Origin of the sequence: Tenacibaculum ovolyticum DSM 18103 (assembly GCF_000430545.1) — a bacterium.
In the GTDB taxonomy this organism is placed as follows: Bacteria; Bacteroidota; Bacteroidia; order Flavobacteriales; family Flavobacteriaceae; genus Polaribacter; species Polaribacter ovolyticus.
The window spans coordinates 170,765-191,307 of the sequence record NZ_AUMF01000009.1; the positions used below are offsets into that span (position 1 = coordinate 170,765).

Below are 20,543 nucleotides of genomic sequence, written 5' to 3' on the forward strand. Positions count from 1 at the left end.
TTAATATTAATTTTTAAATTTCCTTTTTGCTTTATGCATAGCGTAACTAGTATTATACAAACATAAAACTAACTCTCTACAACAATAGATAATTTTCTAAACTAAAAAAACAAACGTGCTTTACTGGGAGAAACCCCACATAGGTATACTTAAAATACAGACTAGATTCGCCTATATTATACAAGTATGACAGTTTATTTTACAAAGAAGAAGAAAATTCTAAATTGTCATTTTGTTGGTATAAATATACATTTTTTTTTCGTATAAAAACATATATTTATAAAAAAACTATATTTTCCCTTTAAAAAAGGTGAAAATAATTATTACTAGAAATAAAATATTACAAAGTATTATTTTCTTTAATATATCATTCGTGTAATTAATGCTTTTATTTAAATTTACATCTAATTTTTTCTGAATTATATTTAGTTTAGATTGCTGTTGCTTTTGTAAACTATCTGTTACTTTATACAGTCGTGCTATTTCCTTTTTTATATTTTTATTATTCTTATTCTGTTTAGAAAACAAATATGCAATGTTTTCTATTTTTTTATTTACATTTTCATTTTCATCATCTTCATTTGAAAGAAATAAATTTCTTATTGCAGTTTGCTTTTTTTCTATACTACTAGCAGCTATTTCTTTTGTTGTAACTTCATAATCTCTTAGCATATTAACATACAAATAAGTTACAAAACAGAGTACTAGCGTTCCTGTAAAAAAAAATATTTTACTCCTTATATTTTTTATCTTTTTTTTAGATGGTTTTATATAAAAAGTTTCTTTTTCTGCTGATAAAACTTCCTCTTCTTCCTCTTCTTCATTTTTAACTTTTTGAGCCAAAAACTCATGCCTATCTAAACTATATTTTTCTAAGTATAATTTAACTTTTCGTTCTCTTACCAACCAACCTAATACTTCTCTTACATAGCGTTCGGTAATTTCAGGATTATCAATCTTCCATAAAATATCTGAACTAGTTAAGCCAATTGGTTTTTCTCTATCGGCGTTATACATTATTTTTAGTATAACTTCGTGTATCGGTAAAACTGTAGGTGTACTCATTTTAAAGAATTTGATTGTTTGAAATAAAATAATATTCTTTTTTACTACCGTCTTTATACTTTTTAGCTTTCTTATTTGATAATATTTCTTCTAACATCGCTATTTTAGCTCTTAGCTCTTTCATTATAGTAGCAAAATCAGCATGTGAGGTTTTTCCTTTTCGCTTTATATGTTTGATTTTAGTTTTTAATAAAAACTCACTGTTTACAGGCATTCCAGTTTTTATATAAACTAAATCTGCCATGTAATTTCTTCTTCTTAAGATTTTAACGAATAGGTTTTTATTAATAAGTCTACTGTTTTTTCTGTATATACGATATAATCGTTTTCTATCTTTTCTCTTTACTTTCTTAGAGTATAATGGTATTAACGATTTATACCCATCTATAACTAGTTCTAACTCTTCTTTACTAAGTAAATAACCTAATACAGCATTTGGGTTGTCTTTTTGTGTATATTTTTTGTTCTTATAATATTTTTCAAACATATAATTTCTTGGCAACATCCCTAAATTATTAGCATAGGTACTGTCGCTTAAAATCATTTCTTTTATTTTACTCTCTGATTTACTTCTAAGAAATCCTAATCTTTTAGCATGATACTCTAAAGACCCTGTAAATACAGTATTAAAATGTATTGTTTTACTTAATACTGAATCGAGTGTTTTATCAAAAGACGTTGCCGATAATATCTTATTTATTTTAGGGAATGTAATTCCTCCTTGATAAGTACTATTAGCGGGTGCATCGTATAAATAAATATTATCTACAGCTGGTATGTTTGTAAATGTGTTTTTATTTTTAATCAAATCATTTTCCACTATAAAAGACCTAATAAAGCTAGCATGACTAGTACTTACTTTACTTAAAATATCTTTTGCTTGTAAAATGTAATCTTGGTGCTGATCATCAACCTTATTCTCTAATTGGTAAAAAATAATTCTAGATGATGTTTCTCCTAATTTTTTAGTAATTTCTTTAATGTTAGGTGGTGTAAAAAAGCGTTTTTCACCAGACACCATTATAATATTATTTGTAAAACTTCTCGCTGGTAAATCTCTAATAGCATACTCAAAACATTGCGCTATACCTCCTGTATTCACTTCAGTAACGGCTTCATTATTTACATCTAAAAATATATTTTGAAGATAATCCATCCACAACGAAAAAGATTTTGTTTTCGGTAGGGCGTAAAATTTACCACAGCCGTATGAACTTGCACTAAAGCTAAATTCGTATCCTTTATATTTTTCTTCTGAAGAAATTAACATCCATATTTTTTGTAACGAACTCATTAATAAGAGTTGTTTTATCTTTAAATCTTTTCCACAGTCAAAGACAAAATGAAAATTAACTTTTTTATTATCCTCTTTAATGTCTTTTAATTTCCTTATTAAAACATCTCTTCCATCTACATTTATCAGTTTATTATCGCTATGATTCCAAACATTTAAAGGTACAGTAGCCCATACAGAGTCCGTTGGTTGTTTCGATCTTTTATGATGTGCAGATACATCATATATAAATGCGTCTCCTATTTCACTTTTACTTATATGCTCATTATCTGTTTTCGTTTTTCCTAAAAAAGATAATGAATCTACTTTATTTATAGCATATACTTGTTGTTGGCCTATTTTTTTTAATAAAAAAGATGGAATCCACCCCATGGTTCTAGCCGTAGAGTCTTTTAACTGAAGAGTTGCTAAATTAGAAACCAATACTGCTTTTTTATCAACACTGTGTTTATACAAAAAAACAAATTGATTTAGCATTAACTTTTTAACACTCTTCTCTTTAAATAAAGGATCTTTAAATAGATGTACGGTATCTTTTTCAACAAATTTATCACTATTATACAAGGCCTTAACATCATGTACTCCTACAACATAACGTAACGGTTTGTAATTGCACCTACTTAGTTTTGAGTGTGCGTAATGTATTACATTGTTTTTATGAATCCAACCTACATATTTTGCGCTTTTACCGTCTTTAAAACTATATTTATCACCAAATATAAAAGAAAACATTCCTTTTGGCTTACCAAGTATTTCTGGGGCTGCTGTTGCGACTTTTAAATGATCGTTTTTTTGACCTAAAACATAATATGGAGTTAAAAAATCTTGATTCTCTCCTGACTCTTGTGAATATGGATCTAAATAAACAAGGTTTTCTGACCTATCTGAAAATACTTTATAAACATTTTCATCTATATACTGTCTTCCTGTTTTTCCTTTTACTTTTTCAAAGTTATAGCTATTTTTTATTCTCTTTTTAACAGTCGTGTAATTCTTAACTTGCCCAAAAATAGGAGTTACAACACCAGATAAGACACTTAAAAAAATCCCTAATAAGCATATCGTAAGAGTATTAAACTGCTTCTTTTTCTTGTACATTAAATGCATCATTGATTAATTATGCTTTGTGTTACTTGTATTTTTTTTACGCAATTAAAAGTATCTATCGCTACTTCATTAATAATTACGGTCTTTTTACCTTTACCTTCTAAATAGTGTAACCCTTGGCAATAACTATATAAATCATTGTATCTAGCTCCGTTAATCACTATAATCACCTCATCTCCTTGGTTACAAGTATACCTATTTTCTATATGTTTTAAACTTTTATAATAATCTCGTTTATTACTTATAGAGGCATCTGCTATCGTTTGCAATCTTCTTTTAATATCTTCTTGTGCCATAGATAAAGAATCTAAATGTTCAGATTCTTCAATTGCTTCAAATAATGGCAAAATTTGAATTAAATGGCTAACAGGGTATTTTGTAGTGTTTGTTTTTAGCTTTACATTATATATCCCTGGCTTTTTATAAACATAAATTACCTGACCTTTATAAGCATCTACCGTACCTGTTTCACCAAATTCCCAATACCAAGATTTTACACCTGGACTATACGATGAAAACACAAGTTCTTCTCCTACATATCCAACATCTACACCATGAATTACAGGAAGAGAATCTATTGCTTTTTCCTTTTTTAACGATATTACTTCTATAAATTTAGACATTTTAAATTTAGAGTCTACCTCTAGCGTTATACGGTACTTTCCTTTTTTATTGTAGATATAATTAACATCATGTGATCGCATTATTGTATCACCGTTACCCATATGCCATACCATATCTCTATTCTTAAAATCTAAACTATCATTTACTGAAAAGTTTAATTTTTCCTTTACCTCGTAGTGATAATTTCCATTAGAGTCATATATCGAAAAATCTATTGTATCAATGGCTGATTTATTTGGTAACAATACCGCTATAATTAATGTTATGATTACAGCAAGTGCAAGTATTATTAATATGATTTTTTTATTAAACCTCATTTTATTTTAAATATTAGCCTTACATTCATTAAGGTTATCCATTATAATTTTTTTGTTCTTTTTCATAGAACTATACTCTTCTCGTGTATCAAAATATATTTGCAAAATATTAGCTGATTGAATTCCAAAAAAGTATTTTGAATTCATTTTATTTTCTTTATACACAGATCTAACTTCAAATATTTTTTTATTTATTTCATCTTTTTTTTGTATCTGATGTATGTCAAATTTCATTACTTTTAATTCTTCATTAATCTTTTTTACTTTTTCGGTATATTCATTTTGCTTTTGTATAATTTTTTCATAATTACCTATTGTTTTTAATAACTCACCATTATTAACCGCAGGTATTTTCATTATAAATTTTGTTTGCAAAATATATAATAGAATAATTGACAAAGTAAATAGTAATATAAATTTTATCCTTCTCCAAAAAGATTCATCTAATGCATCTGTTTTCATATTTCTTATGTAATTTTCTCACACTAAAACTAGTACGTAATTCGTTTGGTTTTTATTTTTTTGACTTACCACCTTCTGACCTATATTTCTCTCTACATTTCTCTAATAACTCTTTATTGTATAAGTATTCTTCAGATTCATTTTCATAATCATCTACCACTTCCTGAATCTCTTTTATTTGTCTTAGTAATTCTGTATATAATTGAAACTGATATTCTATATCTGATGTTGTATTCTTTATTTCATTTTCAACATCAGTTCTCATATTAGATATTAAACCTTGAAATTGTTTATGCTCCCCCAGTGTTCTTTTTTTATTCTTCAATCGATACAAATACTTCGTCATTTCATCTATTTTAAAAGATATAAATGCTTGCTTTTCGAAAATATCATTATACTCTGAATGTTTTTTTTCTAAAACATTTATTCCCTTTTCCCCAGTATATATAGCAAATAGACTACTACAAAACAGCAGTGTAAGTGTTATTGAGAAAACTAACAAAAATCGCAATTGAGAAGCTCTTCTTTTTTTATAATTTAAAGGTTTCACGCGTTTATAATTTTTTAAACATTAGTAGATATTAGTCTGTTTTTAGATACATTAAAACTAATCTATTATAGACCAAGATTTGTTTTGAGGTTTCGTTTTAATACTCATACTCTCTTCACTAATTACAATATTATCTTTTCGTTGTCCTATATATTCTAAGTCACTTAATCTTTTCCATAATCGATCCATAATAGCCATAAAATAATCTACTTTATCTAACGTATCGTTTATTTCTTGATGATTATAATTCATATCGATTACGTTTCCTAATGTAGTTTCGAAAACTGAAGGTTTTATATCAATCCATTCATAGTAGTATTGCAGTAATTTTTCTTTTTCAGTTTCTTCCATAATGGTTAACTCATTTGACAAATAGTTCGCCAAAATAGATATTTTCTGAGCAATGTATACTGGTGGTTGTTCTTCTCCTATTTGATTAAATTCAAAAGTATGTTGACCAACAAAATCCATTACTTTACTCGTTAACAAAAATGTATTACGTACTAATGTATTACTCTGTTGTTTATCTCTATTTTTTTTGTTAATAATTACAGAGTAATTACGTAGTCTTACTAAAACTTGCCCTATATTTTTATAGAACTCGTGTAATGGTTTATAATATGCTATTCTAGATACAGCAGGTGTATAATCTTTATCTACAACAAAATTTCCGTTTCGCCAATACACTTTATTTGCTAGAAAAAAACTTGCATCCATAAAGCCATTATTAAATTGGTTTTTAGGTATTATTTTAAGTCCCACTTTTGGTAATACATATGGATGATGTAAAGGAATTACTTCTGGATCAGGTTCTCCTACAGGTAAAAGCTCAAACGGATTTACAGTTACCATAACATAAAACTCTAAATTACTATTAGTATCTATATCTTTAGATTCTATTTTTGCTGTAGGTACATCACCTCCATACATTTCTTTAGAAAAAGCTATTTTATATCCTGCCTTCGTAATAGCACTACAACCATGCAAAGCCAAAACTAATCGTTCTTCTGTAAGTGTATTAATCTCTATTTCTAGTGCAGGAAATTTTTCTTTTCCTGTTTCTAACAAACCATAATCATAACTATGCATTCTAGTTTTTACACTATCATTGATTGTGTTTATTGTATTAAAATAATTTTCAATAAAATGATCTTTGGTTAGCTTTACACCGTCTGTCCAATTGACTGGGAAATATTCTTTATTTTTCATCTGCTTATTTTTTAACTCTGATATATATTTATATCGTTATATATCTCGTATTATTCTGCTGTTGTTTTTGCTTCACCTTCTTTATTCTTAGAAACACGTCGTACATACAAAACAGTTTTGTTTTTTATTTTATTACCTATTACATCTCCATCAAAATCAAGCATTCTTGTAAAAATAGGCATTGGTAACCACTTGTTAGTATATAATATCCAACCATAAGGTCCGTTACCGTCTTCTAGTTCTATAATGTTATTTGGAAATCGTATGTTTTGATCGTCTATAAATCGATTAAACCATCTACCTAAGCTTACATCTTCTGGAAGTTTTACAGAAAAAGAAGCGTATTCCTTTGCTTCTGGTGATCGCTTAACTTTTACTGTTACCTGCATTAATCTAAAAGTATCTACGCTGTTCCAATACTCTTCATCATTAAGTTCATTATTAACAATCCATAGTTTATAAAACGGACTTGGTATTTGTAAATACATGCTTCTAGAAAACACATAAAAAGGCGGTACTAAAAACCACAAAACAGTTAACATAGCCCATAATTCATATCCTAATTCGTTTGCCCAAGAGAACACAAAATAGTATGCCCATGATGCTAATATTACAGCGATAAATAACCCCAATATCATTAACCATTTATTTTCTTTAAACCCTATGTCTTTAAAGAAATTTGTGGTAGAAAACCAGTTAAATAAAAAGCCTAGAAGTAAATAACAGCATATAGAAATAACTAACCCTCCCCATATAAATTCATACTTTAAAAACCCTAATAAACTAGGGAGTATTAACAATACTGCTAATAATAAAATAAAAATTATTAATTTTTTCAGCTTTAACACTGCTTTTCCTTTTGCAATTGTATTTAAAACTACCGTTGCAACAATCATAACGAGTGGTGCTAGTAAGTATTTTAAAAAAAAGAGTAATAATACATTCATTAGTTTATTGGTATATATATTTTAAATACTTAATATTATTTCTTGTTGTTCTTTTGCTTTTACTTTTACTTGTTGTTCTTTTTTATTAGCAGCCACTAACACCGTATCATACCCTAAGTAGTTTACTCCTAATTGAAACTCATTACTGTATAGAATTTGATGTTCTACTATAATCTCTCTATTAGAAAAAGTAAAAAATTCTAATATTTTTTTAATAATACTTCTATTTTTTTGCAGCTCCTTATATTCTTGATGTTCTTCTAGCAGCATAATAGCTTTAATATTGTCTTGTTCACTTATTACAGCTCCTTGAGTACCTATATCATATCCTAATATTCCTTCTCCCAAAGCCATAAAAGGGCTTTCATTTATTACACATAACTGATACTTTAATGCTACGCTAAACCCTAATATAGATCGCAATAGTATTTCTAATTCTGGTAAATTTTCTTTTAATTGCTCAGAATTACATAAATTAAGAAAAAGTTTATATAATTGTTCTTTTCGTAATGGAATGTCTTTTTTTATAATAGCTTTTGCAAAAGAAAATAAGTTTTCTTTTGCATAATCATCTGTAAAAATATTAAGATGCCTATTTGATAATTTTAGTTTTTCTTCAAACAAAAAAGTATCAAAAGGTATAAAAAAGTGAATATTTTCTTCTTCTTTTTTACGGTTTTCACGTATTGCATCTACCACCTCTTTATTACTCATCGAAGGTGTGCTAATAACTAATGGATGAAATAATATTTCGGGTAACTGATGGTAAATACTATTACGGCTTAAATGAATAAAAACACTATTCGCCTGGGGTATCATACTTAAAGGATCGTAACTAGTTAAATCTAGAACGTCTTTTGAAAATGCCCTACTATTCATACCATGATTTTGTATCCAAACATTACTGTTTTTCGAGTCTTTTAAAATGAACATAAGTTCACCATAAAACACTTCTGCTACAAAACTTGTAATTTCACTTTTCTTTATGTTATCCAAATCCATTACCATGAATTATTGCTTTTCCCAGATTAAACTATCGTCTTTATAATCTACCAACACAACATCATCAGAAATTACACTTTCTGACACAATCATTCTTGATATTGTTTTTTTAAGATATGTACGAATAACTCCTGATATCGGTCGAGCTCCATACGTTTTTGAATATCCTTTTTTAGATAAATATTTTAAAGCTTCTTCAGATAAATTAAGTGTTATGTTTTTTTGCTGCTTTAGTTGCTTTTGAAGGCTTTTAAATTGTAAACCAAAAATCATTTGTGCCACTTCTTCATTAATTGGAGCAAAAGGTACAACCTCAGTAATCCTTCCTAAAAATTCAGGTCTAAAGTGATCGCTCATTACTTCTATTAATTGATTTGAAGGTGGTATTTTATTTTCTTCGAATTGATCTGAAATCCATTGACTACCAATGTTAGAGGTGAAAATGATTATTGCATTAGAAAAATCTCCTTCACGTCCTAATTTATCATGAATATGTCCTTCATCCATAATTTGTAAAAAAACATCATATACAGAACTATGTGCTTTTTCAATCTCATCAAATAAAATAATCGAATATGGTTTTTCTCTTATTTTGTTAACTAACATCCCTCCTTCTTCATACCCTACATATCCTGGAGGTGCTCCATATAAAAGAGCTGCTGAATGTTCTTCTTTAAATTCTGACATATCAAAACGAATCATTGCGCTTTCATCATCAAAAAGTAATTCTGCTAAAGATTTTGTAAGTTCTGTTTTACCAGTTCCTGTTGGCCCTAAAAAGAAAAATGAACCTATTGGTTGTTTTGGATTACTTAAACCACTTCTAGATTCTATAATAGCATCTGATAAGGTGGTAATAGCATGGTCTTGTCCTTTTACTCTTGCTTGTAAACGCTCTTCAATATTTAAAAGTCGTTCTTTTTCTTCTGCTTGTATTTTTCCAATAGGAATTCCTGTTATACTTGCTACCATTGCAGAAATTTCATGTGCTGTAACTTCTTTAATTGGCTGTATTGCTATTTCTTTTGCTTCTGCTAAATACGCTTCTAAGCTTTGTACCAATACATCTTCTTCTTTTATAGCAAGAATATCATATTTACTTGAAATATTATTTAGTATTACAGGACTTACTTTATCTGTTGTTAGACGGTATAAAAAATAAAGATTGGTTATAGAGTCTTTCTCACCCAAAACCACACTTTTTAATTGTGCTTGTAATACTTCTATTTCTTTTAGCGAATTAGCATTACTAGTATGAACAGACGCTAGTGTTCTATCTAATAATTCTATTGCCCCATAAGGTAATTTGTTTTCTTTAAAATATCTTTTTGAGTATTGCACCGATTCGGTAATCGCTTCTTCTGATATTTTTAATTGATAGTATGCTGTTAATTTATATCTATGGTTGTCTAAACATTTAAGCAACACCATCATTTCTAGTTCTTCGAGCTTTATAACTTCAAGCTTACGATTAATAGAATGTTTCTCTACAGTTTTTCTATAGGCATCTGGATTAATAGATGCGATAAGGTTTATTCCTCCATTATTAAGTTCAGCTGAAATCAAATTACTAACCGCTCCAGATCCTCCTTGGGTTCCTTCAATTAGTACTTGTATATCATCAATAATAAAAAGACAATTTTCTAATTTCCCTATTTTATCAAAAGTGTCACTTAATTTCTTAGCTACATCACTTTCGTTAGCACTATTTGCTAATAACTTAGATGCGTTAAGTCCTATTATTTGCTTTTCAGAAACCAAAGGGTTTTCTGATTCTGCAATATGCTTAATTAAACCTTTAATAATTCCTGTTTTTCCAACACCAGAATCACCAACTAATAAAACACCTCTATTTTCTTGTCGTTCAAGACTTTCTAAAATACTTCTTATTTCTTTATCTCTCCCTAAAATTAAGGTTCCTTCGTCTAGATTTTTTTGGGTAATAAGGTTGGTACAATATGGTATTGACTCAATTAATTCAACCTGCTCGCTATCTGTTAAATTTTTTGAAGAAAAAACTGGAGATTCATATATCTTATAAAACTCTGCTTCAGTTACAGAAAGGGTTTCTAATTGTTTGTTTGTATATACAACACCTTCTCTAAGAATGGCTATAAATACACAAAGTCCGTCTATATAATCGGTACCTAATTTTAATTTTGACCTTTCTGACTCTTCAAATACTTTATCTACCTCACTATCTGGTAATGGTTCTGTTCCAGCTTGATCTTCTGATTCATAAATTTCTTTTCGCATTTCGAACCATTCTTGCAAGTAATCAACATCTTTACCCATACTAGATAATACGTCGCTTACTCCTGTCGATTCATATAGTAATGCTAGAGCTAAATGTGCCACCCCATATGTTGCGTGCCTATCTTTAGCTGCAAACGATTTCGCTAATCGTACTGCTGATACTAAACTTGCACTAAAATTATTCTCTATCATCAATTTTTTTTATATTATATTCACTCGATATGGCGTATTGTGTACAGATTTGCTTTCTAACTGTAACTCTAACGAATGGCCTAATCGTTTTTTATTTTCACTACTTAAATTACCTCCTTCATTTAATGAAACCTCTACATTTATAGTTCTAACTAATCCTTGTTTTTTGTTTACCGATATTCCAACTCCTGATTTTACCGATACACTTTTAAGAACATCGCCAATTGCTACATGTATAAATTCTTTAATATCTTCGTTAGAAACAATTCTATCTTTAGATAATAATCCATATCTAAAATTACTAATCTTTTCTTTTGCTCCTTTTTTTACAATTCCACCAACAGTATCTGTTAGTAATCGTATACTGTCAGACTCTAGTTCAATTGTTTGATATTGCGTTAGTAAAGTTCCTTCTTTTATATCATTTGCCAAACCAGCATTTGTAGTCCAATAAACACATTCATACGTGTCTGATGTTTTATATGGAATTGTTTGTAAGTAAACTTTTTCACTATTATTACTTACATCTTTAAATCTAAAATTTACTTTACGTTCTAGAGTATCTAACTTATCATTAAGGTCTTCTAAGTAACTATTTAATAAATCGTAGCCTACTGCCGAGAAAGAACTTCCTTCTTCCCTTACGGTTTGTATTACATCACTTAAAATAGATTTTGCATTACGTTCATCAAACTGCTCAATATCACCATAATAAAGAGAAAAAGCTCCCTCCATATTATTTATATCGTTTTTCAATGCGTTTTTATACTTTCTCCCTTGATTGTCAATAAGAGATTCTGCATTTAAAAAATATTCTTTTTCATTAAAATAAAGAGAAACTATTTTTCCATTTCTTTTTAAACTATGTTGCTTGTAAGATCTTTTTCTGTTAACAATAGGAAATGTATTTGTAGAAATAGCTATTTTTTCTAACTCTTCTTTTGTAAAAGCAATTGAAAATGTTATTTCTAACCAAAAAAGTTCTTTGTCATATTCTTCTATCTCTTCTTGGTTAAATAAATCCTTACATTTGTCTGTTAACTTTTTTCTTTTCTTAGCACTATTACTAAGATCTAAAGTATATAAGTAGTCTTGGTAATATTTTTGTATTGTAGCGTAATAATGTTCCTTATTTGTAGTTAAATCTTCCTCTTCTTGATATAGGTTTAGTTCATTACCTTCACTATCTTTCACCTTACTCATTTTAAGGTATGGATCGAGGTGAGAATCTTTTAATAAAATACTTATTGGTATTTTAGTGATATCGTTTAATAAAGACTCTTCTATATCAATACCAACCCAAATAGTATATTCTGGTATTTTACTTTCTTTATAAGAGTTTATAATATGTTTATATCCTTTATTTGTATCAAAAATTAACTGTCTGTCTAAAGCAGTACAATATACATTAGCTCTTAAAAGTGTTTGTTTTTTAATTGGTGTAAAAAAAACGTCATTTAATTCTCCCTTTACAATTTTTTGAAAGTATAATTGAGTCGTTTTTTCTATTTTACTAATCTGTTCTGATGGTTGAACGCTTAGTAATGTATGTGATGGTGTAGGCAATGACCAACTTTCATTAACCAATATTTTTGATATTCTTTCTAAAAGTTTAGCATCAGATACTTTTACTTCTTGATGTACTTTTGATAACTCATAAGAGAATACATCTAAAAACATCTCTACAACTGGATCTACTTTTTGAGTATTCTCGATACCCCACAGCTGCATAGATCGCATTTTCATGCGTTCTTTAATTTTTTTATAATTGTTATTAACCATATTTTTAGGTTATTAATTGAATTCTCATGATTGCATTCTATTTAGAACCTCCAGTTATAATCATCTCGTTAAACTCTTTTTTACTGAGATAAAGGACTTACGTACAAAGACGTATTAAAGTTAAAAGCAATTCCTGTTTGTATTATGTTTCCTGATACATTTATCACTGCTTTTCTTCTTACTTGAGAATACTTTTCTGAATCTATATCAGTATCAATTTCACTTAAACTTACACCTACTTTTATATCAGTAAGTCTTGTTTCGTATTTAACTATTGATTCTAGCAATGATACTCTCACACGTTCTTCCCATTCATAAATCTTCACTAATTGATTAAATTCGAGTTCCCATATATCTGATCCAAAATCTGTTCTTCCTGCTACCTCTCCATATCTACTGGTAATCTGCATCATAATATACTGAGCAATAGACTCTTCTATTAAACACCTATTTTGTGTTCCTCCTTGTAACATCCCAGAAAAATCTATCGGTAATTTTAAATACTTCATATGCTTTTAGATTTTAGTATATACAATCTAGTTTGTTTTAAAATATATAGTACAATACTTTATATAAAAAACAAATAACATATTATTGGAAAAAGGTGTGGTAATCAATTATAATTTAAAAGTCATCTTCTAATTACAACGATAAAGCAGTCTACTTTAAAAAGTTTTCACTTTGATTTACTGTTAGTATATTATGTAAAAACCATCTAAAATAAAAGATACATTAAACCTATCTTTAACAAAGGTTTTATATAAAGGATAAATTAACAATAGACAATGTATATTGTTTTACATAAAACATATTTGTAAAAACACCTAAAACCAGTAATACTTATTATTTATATTTTTCTAAAATCGAACTCATTTTAAAAAAACATACTATAACTATCATCTAAGTAAAAGTTATAAAACAATTTGAATTTAACAACTCATAAATGCTCCTTAACTTTTACTTAAAATAATAATTTATAAATAAATAGTATTCTTATCTTACTATTACTCCTGCTTATATTCACTATGCCATTCAGCATTTTCAGGTCCATCTCCTTTATGACCGTCTAATTGAATAACAAAACTTTTAGCAGGGAAGTATGGTGTGATATGTATATCTAACAACACTCTATCCTTTTGGTTTGGATCTTGTTCTATTTTCATTACCTTAAACTTCTCAATAAGCTTAGAAGGTCCTTGAATACCATCTAAAAACTTAACTATTTGGCTTCTTAAATCAGCCTCTGTACGAGTAGTCCAGTTTTCAAAAGCTTTTCTATTTAAGAAATCAAAAAGAACCTTAGTAATATGATCAAACACTCTTACTACAGAGTATGTTTGTAACCCTAAGTTGTCACCGTTAAATAACGTTTTAGCAGAGAACGCCATAACCTTACTATATTCGTTAACCATAGGAACTAATCCCATTTTTTCTAATTCTGAAATCTCACTCTTTTTAAGATCAAAACGAACACTTTCAACCTCATTAATTCCACCGAATTTTTTTCCAGCAACAACTTGAGACATTAAAGTACTGTAAATTTTTCCTGCTAATGCAGATGATGGTGGTACATATAAGTTATCTTCTTCACCTACAACATCGTCTTTTTTTCTACCTAACAACCAGTTACAAGACATTAATGTATTTGATTTAAATACATCTCCTCCTGTATGATTTGCGTTGAAAAAGATATCAACAACATCGTCTGGAGACTCTAAATCTTGAAAATCTGTTACTAGCATCGTTTTATTATCGTATGCTATTTTCGACCATTTATCTATAACAGCATTCGAACCTAAATATCCAGGGATATTTAATATTCCGTAATTACTTCTAAGATCTAAACGATCAAAATTTTGCTTTAACTCATTCCCAACATAATCAATAAACAACGTGTTATCTAAATCTTTTAATTGATCTAAATCAGCGTTAAGTATTGTTACATTTTTTATTTTATCTGATTCTGCATTCTTATAGAAAAGTGAAACTGACCTATAAGACCTCTCTAAATCTTCTGTAGCTTTAAGCGCCTTTTTTAAATTCGCATTTAATGTAAGGTCTGCTTTCTCTGAACGGTCTTTTGCAATATCACGCATTCCTTCAGTATCCTTTCCACTAGCTAACAATTCGATCCAAATATTTAATCGATTTGTTAAGTTTTTTCTCTCTGTTTCCCATTGTTCATCAGTAAGAAAGATATTTCTTCTTGCTTTTCTTTTTGGGTTAAGGTTAGAGAAACCATCGATTATATTTTCTAAAAAAGAAAAACCACCATATTCAGCTAATACTTCAACTGCAGGTTTTGAACTTTGAATTTGTTTTTCTTGTATAGACGCACTCTTTTTTTCTTTTGCTTGTACTGACATAATAATTTATTGTAATTAGTTTATTAAATTCTCAACTATTGATTGCTTTTCCCTCCTTCGATTTCACTTAAAGAGTCTTTTAACACTTGAGCAATTGCTGCTCTCGTTTCAGGGTTCTCTAAAGCTTTCTTCAATCCTTTATTAGAGGTAAGTTGACGAATTATTTTGGTGTTTTGTTCTTTTTCGATATCTAATCTATTTAAAAAGGCACTATTCTTTTTAATTGATTTAGATCCAAAATCACCAAGATTTTTAAAACTAATTTTTTCTTTTACATCTGTTCCTTGTTCGTCTTGAAATTCGACTTCAACATTTGGAGCAAATTCTTCAAACACTTCTTCTACTGTTTGAAGACCATAAACGGCTTCTGGAGTTACTGGTGCTTCATTTGTTAATTTTTGAATTAATAAAGTTTTGTTAGATGGGATATCCGCAATAGCTTCTCCTGCATCTTTTTTTACTTCATTACCACCTATACCATAGTTGTACATAGACATATTTTTTTTGTTTTTGAGTTATATATTTATTTGTAATTTTCTTTTTCTAATCACTTTTTATTTCATTGAAGAAACAAAAGCGGTGCTAAGATACATACTTTCTCATTAAAAAACAATACTTAACTTAGACACATTCTAATTAAATAACAGGTAAAATTAGACACCAATAACACGAAAAAACACAATTAAAGAGATCACATTAAAGCATAAAAAAAGTTAAAACCCATGTGAAACGCTAAGGTTTTATTTATAGAAGCCTAGTAAAATCTACTTTTTTTTTAAAAATATACTTCGATAAACACTTCTACAACTAAAGTCATAAAAATATTAATCATTTTTTTAGCAGCATATTATAGTACATTTTACGTTAAAAAAGTATCAAAATTTAAAGACAAGTATTTTAATACCGAAGAGTATTTAACTTCAAATTAACCAAAGATTAACACCTAAAAGCGATTGTTTTTATGGATCACATACAGTCATAAGTACAATTGACACCAATTACTAATAACAAGTTTAATAATAGACAAGAGAAACAAAACTTACTACCCAATATCTATTTAAATAAAAAAAACTGCAAGTTTACACTTGCAGTTTTAATTATTTTATAATAAACCAATAAAATTAAATACTCTCTCCTAATTCTTTTAGTTTAGATGTATTCTCTGCCATCATTAATTCATCAATAATTTTCTGAATATCTCCATTTATAATATTTGATAAATCATATAAGGTTAATCCAATTCTATGATCTGTCATACGTCCTTGCGGAAAATTATAAGTTCTAATTTTTGCAGATCTATCACCTGAAGTAACCATTGTACCTCTCTTTAAAGCATCAGCAGCATTTTTCTTTGCTAACTCCATTTCGTATAAACGAGAACGTAATACTTTAAAGGCTTTTTCCTTATTTTTATGCTGCGATTTCTGATCTTGACATTGCGCTACTAAACCAGTAGGAATGTGTGTTAAACGCACCGCTGAATACGTTGTATTTACTGATTGACCTCCTGGACCTGATGAACAGAAAAAATCAATACGTACTTCTTTTGGGTTTATTACTACATCAAACTCTTCTGCTTCTGGAAAAACCATACAAGTTGCTGCCGATGTATGTACACGTCCTTGTGTTTCTGTTTGTGGTACACGTTGTACACGATGCACACCTGCTTCAAACTTTAAAGTACCATATACATCATCTCCAGAAACTTCAAACTGAATTTCTTTAAATCCTCCATTAGTACCCTCAGAATAATCTACCGTAGAAACTTTCCAACCTTTACCCTCGCAATATTTAGTGTACATTCTAAATAATTCTCCTGCAAAAATACTTGCTTCATCTCCTCCTGCTCCTGCTCTAAGCTCAACTACTGCATTCTTGGCATCTTCTGGGTCTTTAGGGATTAACATAAATTTAATCTCATCCTCTAAAACAGGAATACGCTTTTTAGCATCATCCATTTCCATTTTAGCCATTTCAGTCATTTCCGGATCACTTCCATCAGCTATAATTTCTTTAGCTTCTTCAATTGAATCATTCAGGCTTTTATACTCATCACCTTTCTTAACAACCTTACCTAAATCTTTATATTCTTTACTTAACTTAGCGTAACGTTTTTGGTCCATTATAATATCTGGTTGGATAATTAAATCCGAAACCTCATCATAACGTTGCTTTATAATTCTTAATTTATCTAACATCTTCTAGCTTTTCTGGTTTGCGAATTTACATTTTTTATCGGAATTATTTTTAAATTTCATTTAACTATATTAGATTTAAAATCAATTACGAACTATGAAAACGTTAAAACTTTATTTTATTTTTTACAAGACCTCCTTTTTACCCCCACTGGCCTTAGCCATTTATGCTTTATTAAAGTTTAATATTATGTTACTTGCTACAGTTGCTTTAACAACAGCAACCTTTTTAGTTTGGGGTTATCAGCGTTTTATTAGTGATAAAAAAAAAGAAAAACTATATTTTTACTATAACCTGGGTATTACAGAACTAAAATTACACTTATTTGTTTTTTTTATAAATTTAACAATTCTAGTTGGCACCAATATTTATATGAAATGAATTATTTAGAAATTGATAATATTGAATTAAACTTTGGAACTACCGAAATATTAAAAGCAATTTATTTTAAAGCTGAAAAAGGAAAAATCACAGGAATCTTAGGAAGTAATGGCTCTGGAAAGACTTCGTTATTAAGAATTATATTTGGTGAGTTAAAACCAAAAAGCAAACTACTAAGAATTGATAATAAACCTATACTAGCCCCGCTATATAAAAAAGGATACATAAAATACCTTCCACAATTTCATATTATACCTAACAATATTTCTTTAAAAAGCTCATTTAGTTTTTTTAACACCTCTTTTTCTGATTTCTTAATTGATTTTCCTGATTTTGAGTATCAAAAAGATCTTTGTTTTTCTGATTTTTCAGGAGGAGAAAAAAGACTAATAGAAACTTATGTTATTCTAAAATCTGATGCAGAAATTATTTTATTAGACGAACCATTTTCTCATTTATCGCCATTATACATTAAAAAAATAAAAGAGATATTAGAAACAGAAAAAACGCATAAAATAATTATTATTACAGATCATTTGTATAAAGACATTTTAGATGTTTCTAACACCTTATATTTATTAAAGGATGGCTGGAATCGGTTATTAAAGTCACCCCAAGAACTCATTAAATACAACTACGTAAACACTTTATAAAAAATAGAAACTTTACACCTATGAAAAACGGAATTTTATTACTATTTATTAGCATATTACTTTCTTGTAACTCTAAAGAGAACCTAAAAAAACCTACCTGGTTAATTGGCAAATGGAAACGAACCAATGAAAAACCAACCAAAAGTACTTTTGATTTTTGGAACAATGATTTAACAGGAATTGGCTTCACTTTAAAAAACTCAGATACTATTTTTAAGGAGAAAATGAGTATTATTACTATTAAAGATACTTTACATTTAAAAGTTGAAGGTGTAAACGAGGCTCCAACATTATTTAAATTTACACAGCACTCAGATTCTTCTTTCGTATGCGAAAATCAAAAAAATGAATTCCCTAAAAAAATTCATTATTATTTAGATAAACAACAATTAAAATGTAAGATTTCTAATAATGAATTTTCTGTTGATTTTATTTTTGATAATATTAAAAACTACTGAAAATGAAAAACCATAATTACACCGTTAAAATTGAATGGACAGGTAATGAAGGAAATGGAACTCTAAATTACAAATCGTATAATAGAAATCATATTATTTCGGGAGAAGGAAAATACAATGAAATACTAGCTTCTTCTGATCCATCTTTTTTAGGCGATAAATCAAGATATAATCCTGAAGATCTTTTTCTTTCATCTTTATCATCTTGCCATATGCTTTGGTATTTACACTTATGCAGTGTTCATAAAATAATCGTAACTGATTATATTGATAATGCAACCGGAGTAATGGAAGAAACGAACAACGGTAGTGGTAAATTTAAAGAAGTCACCTTAAATCCATTGGTAACTATTCAAAATAATGACCACATTAAAAAAGCAAATGAATTACATATTGAAGCTAATAAAATGTGCTTTATTGCGAACTCTTGTAATTTTAAAATCAATCACAATCCTAAAACAGTTATAAAAAATAACAGTACTGGTGAAAAATAGACTTTAATGCATCTTTAACTCAATACGCATACAAACTTTTAAATTTGACTCTTATAATTTTATAAATTAACTTCGCTTACTCTACATTTAATAAAGTAAGTAAAACAAAAACGATGATTAAAAATTACGCATACATAATATTATTATTCATTTCAGTTTTACCAATCTTTAGTCAAGAAAATGAAAATTCTAAATTTTCAGATGGCCCATATATTTTCATAGAAAATAGTGAGCTAATTGAAAAAAATATAATAAACGGTAAAGTTTTCTCTAAAACTTTAAAGGAAAATACATACGATACCATTTTTAATTCTGAAAAATCAGTTTTTAATAAAGTAAAGAAAATTGCTGCATTAAGTGATATTCATGGAAAATACGACCTGGCAATTAAACTTTTAAAAAACAATAAAATTATTGACAAGAGTTTGAATTGGAATTTTGGCAAAGGTCATTTGGTTATTGTTGGAGATATTTTTGACAGAGGTGATAAGGTTAACGAAACACTTTGGTTAATTTACAAACTTGAATTACAAGCGAAAAAAAAAGGTGGTCGTGTACATTTTTTACTAGGGAATCATGAATACATGGTTCTTCATAAAGATTTAAGATATATAAGTCCTAAATACAAAACCACCTCAAAATTACTAAACTTAAACTACGCTGAACTTTATAACAAGAAAACAGTTATCGGTAGGTGGCTACGATCAAAACCGACTATTCTAAAAATAAATAATACTATTTTTGCTCACGGAGGTGTATCTAAACATTTTATAGATCAGAGTGATTTTAATATTGAAAATATTAACGAAATCATGAGAAAATCTATTGACAGGACTAAACAAGAAATGAAGTCTACAAATTTTTACAACACCTATTATGGTAAAAAAAGTTTAATATGGTATCGTGGATATTTTAATGATAATTTAAAAGATGCTGACATTTCAGGAATCTTAAAAAAAATAGAATCTGAACATGTAGTTGTAGGGCATTGCTCTAATGAAGTAATTGTTCAATTATTTGATCATAAAATTTTTGGTGTAGACTCTAGTATTAAAAAAGGGAAATATGGAGAAATTTTACTTATTAAAAACAACAAATACTATAGAGGAACTTTAGATGGTAAGAAAATAAAATTCAATAAAAAGGATAACTAATAAGCATTCTTAATTTTCTATCTATAAACTTTTA

19 protein-coding genes are annotated in these 20,543 nt (G+C 28.2%); 5 read left to right on the forward strand and 14 right to left on the reverse strand.

Annotated elements, in window-relative coordinates; all coding sequences use genetic code 11:
- Positions 1 to 288: 288 nt before the first annotated feature.
- From H518_RS0102050 to prfA, 14 genes are all read right to left on the reverse strand, one after another.
- Positions 289 to 1,065 carry a DUF5457 domain-containing protein gene (locus tag H518_RS0102050; RefSeq protein ID WP_028887536.1) on the reverse strand — a complete coding sequence of 259 codons (777 nt, stop codon included), beginning with the start codon at positions 1,063 to 1,065 and terminating at the stop codon, positions 289 to 291.
- Position 1,066: 1 nt separating this feature from the next.
- On the reverse strand, positions 1,067 to 3,469 hold the full coding sequence (gene tssR, locus H518_RS0102055) for a type VI secretion system protein TssR domain-containing protein (protein ID WP_028887537.1): 2,403 nt from the start codon (positions 3,467 to 3,469) through the stop codon (positions 1,067 to 1,069).
- The gene (locus H518_RS0102060; protein WP_028887538.1) at positions 3,466 to 4,407 is read right to left on the reverse strand and encodes a PKD domain-containing protein; all 942 of its coding nucleotides are present in this window, start codon (positions 4,405 to 4,407) and stop codon (positions 3,466 to 3,468) included. Before H518_RS0102060 ends, tssR begins: the two co-directional genes overlap by 4 nt.
- A gap of 6 nt (positions 4,408 to 4,413) precedes the next feature.
- Entirely contained in the window at positions 4,414 to 4,869 is a 456-nt protein-coding gene (tssO, locus tag H518_RS0102065) for a type VI secretion system TssO (RefSeq protein ID WP_028887539.1), read from the reverse strand.
- A 52-nt stretch (positions 4,870 to 4,921) separates the two neighbouring features.
- Positions 4,922 to 5,419 carry a type VI secretion system TssO gene (locus tag H518_RS0102070; RefSeq protein WP_028887540.1) on the reverse strand — a complete coding sequence of 166 codons (498 nt, stop codon included), beginning with the start codon at positions 5,417 to 5,419 and terminating at the stop codon, positions 4,922 to 4,924.
- A gap of 57 nt (positions 5,420 to 5,476) precedes the next feature.
- Positions 5,477 to 6,628, reverse strand: coding sequence for a hypothetical protein (locus tag H518_RS0102075; protein WP_028887541.1), 1,152 nt, complete (start codon positions 6,626 to 6,628; stop codon positions 5,477 to 5,479).
- A gap of 50 nt (positions 6,629 to 6,678) precedes the next feature.
- Complete coding sequence (locus H518_RS0102080; RefSeq protein ID WP_028887542.1) at positions 6,679 to 7,575, reverse strand: TssN family type VI secretion system protein; 897 nt, start codon at positions 7,573 to 7,575, stop codon at positions 6,679 to 6,681.
- Positions 7,576 to 7,596: 21 nt separating this feature from the next.
- Positions 7,597 to 8,577: a hypothetical protein gene (locus H518_RS19045; RefSeq protein ID WP_051263633.1), complete on the reverse strand. Its 981-nt coding sequence runs from the start codon at positions 8,575 to 8,577 to the stop codon at positions 7,597 to 7,599.
- A 9-nt stretch (positions 8,578 to 8,586) separates the two neighbouring features.
- The gene (locus tag H518_RS0102090) at positions 8,587 to 11,025 is read right to left on the reverse strand and encodes an AAA family ATPase (RefSeq protein ID WP_028887543.1); all 2,439 of its coding nucleotides are present in this window, start codon (positions 11,023 to 11,025) and stop codon (positions 8,587 to 8,589) included.
- 9 nt (positions 11,026 to 11,034) lie between these two features.
- Positions 11,035 to 12,807, reverse strand: coding sequence for a type VI secretion system baseplate subunit TssF (locus tag H518_RS0102095; protein ID WP_028887544.1), 1,773 nt, complete (start codon positions 12,805 to 12,807; stop codon positions 11,035 to 11,037).
- An 80-nt stretch (positions 12,808 to 12,887) separates the two neighbouring features.
- A complete protein-coding gene (locus H518_RS0102100; RefSeq protein WP_028887545.1) occupies positions 12,888 to 13,316 on the reverse strand; it encodes a GPW/gp25 family protein in 429 nt (142 codons plus the stop codon).
- Between the two features lie 495 nt (positions 13,317 to 13,811).
- Positions 13,812 to 15,173: a DUF5458 family protein gene (locus H518_RS0102105; RefSeq protein WP_028887546.1), complete on the reverse strand. Its 1,362-nt coding sequence runs from the start codon at positions 15,171 to 15,173 to the stop codon at positions 13,812 to 13,814.
- 35 nt (positions 15,174 to 15,208) lie between these two features.
- A complete protein-coding gene (locus H518_RS0102110; RefSeq protein WP_028887547.1) occupies positions 15,209 to 15,670 on the reverse strand; it encodes a hypothetical protein in 462 nt (153 codons plus the stop codon).
- A gap of 624 nt (positions 15,671 to 16,294) precedes the next feature.
- The gene (gene prfA / locus H518_RS0102115) at positions 16,295 to 17,371 is read right to left on the reverse strand and encodes a peptide chain release factor 1 (protein WP_028887548.1); all 1,077 of its coding nucleotides are present in this window, start codon (positions 17,369 to 17,371) and stop codon (positions 16,295 to 16,297) included.
- 94 nt (positions 17,372 to 17,465) lie between these two features.
- Here prfA and H518_RS0102120 point away from each other — a divergent pair, with 94 nt between their 5' ends.
- The 5 genes from H518_RS0102120 (at position 17,466) to H518_RS0102140 (ending at position 20,509) form a co-directional block, all read left to right on the forward strand.
- The gene (locus tag H518_RS0102120) at positions 17,466 to 17,750 is read left to right on the forward strand and encodes a hypothetical protein (RefSeq protein WP_155995107.1); all 285 of its coding nucleotides are present in this window, start codon (positions 17,466 to 17,468) and stop codon (positions 17,748 to 17,750) included.
- Complete coding sequence (locus H518_RS0102125) at positions 17,747 to 18,403, forward strand: ATP-binding cassette domain-containing protein (protein ID WP_028887550.1); 657 nt, start codon at positions 17,747 to 17,749, stop codon at positions 18,401 to 18,403. The genes H518_RS0102120 and H518_RS0102125 overlap by 4 nt, the downstream gene beginning before the upstream one ends.
- 20 nt (positions 18,404 to 18,423) lie before the next feature.
- Entirely contained in the window at positions 18,424 to 18,861 is a 438-nt protein-coding gene (locus H518_RS19050) for a hypothetical protein (RefSeq protein ID WP_051263634.1), read from the forward strand.
- Positions 18,862 to 18,863: 2 nt separating this feature from the next.
- The gene (locus tag H518_RS0102135) at positions 18,864 to 19,355 is read left to right on the forward strand and encodes an OsmC family protein (protein ID WP_028887551.1); all 492 of its coding nucleotides are present in this window, start codon (positions 18,864 to 18,866) and stop codon (positions 19,353 to 19,355) included.
- A 113-nt stretch (positions 19,356 to 19,468) separates the two neighbouring features.
- On the forward strand, positions 19,469 to 20,509 hold the full coding sequence (locus tag H518_RS0102140; protein WP_028887552.1) for a metallophosphoesterase: 1,041 nt from the start codon (positions 19,469 to 19,471) through the stop codon (positions 20,507 to 20,509).
- Positions 20,510 to 20,543 lie beyond the last annotated feature (34 nt).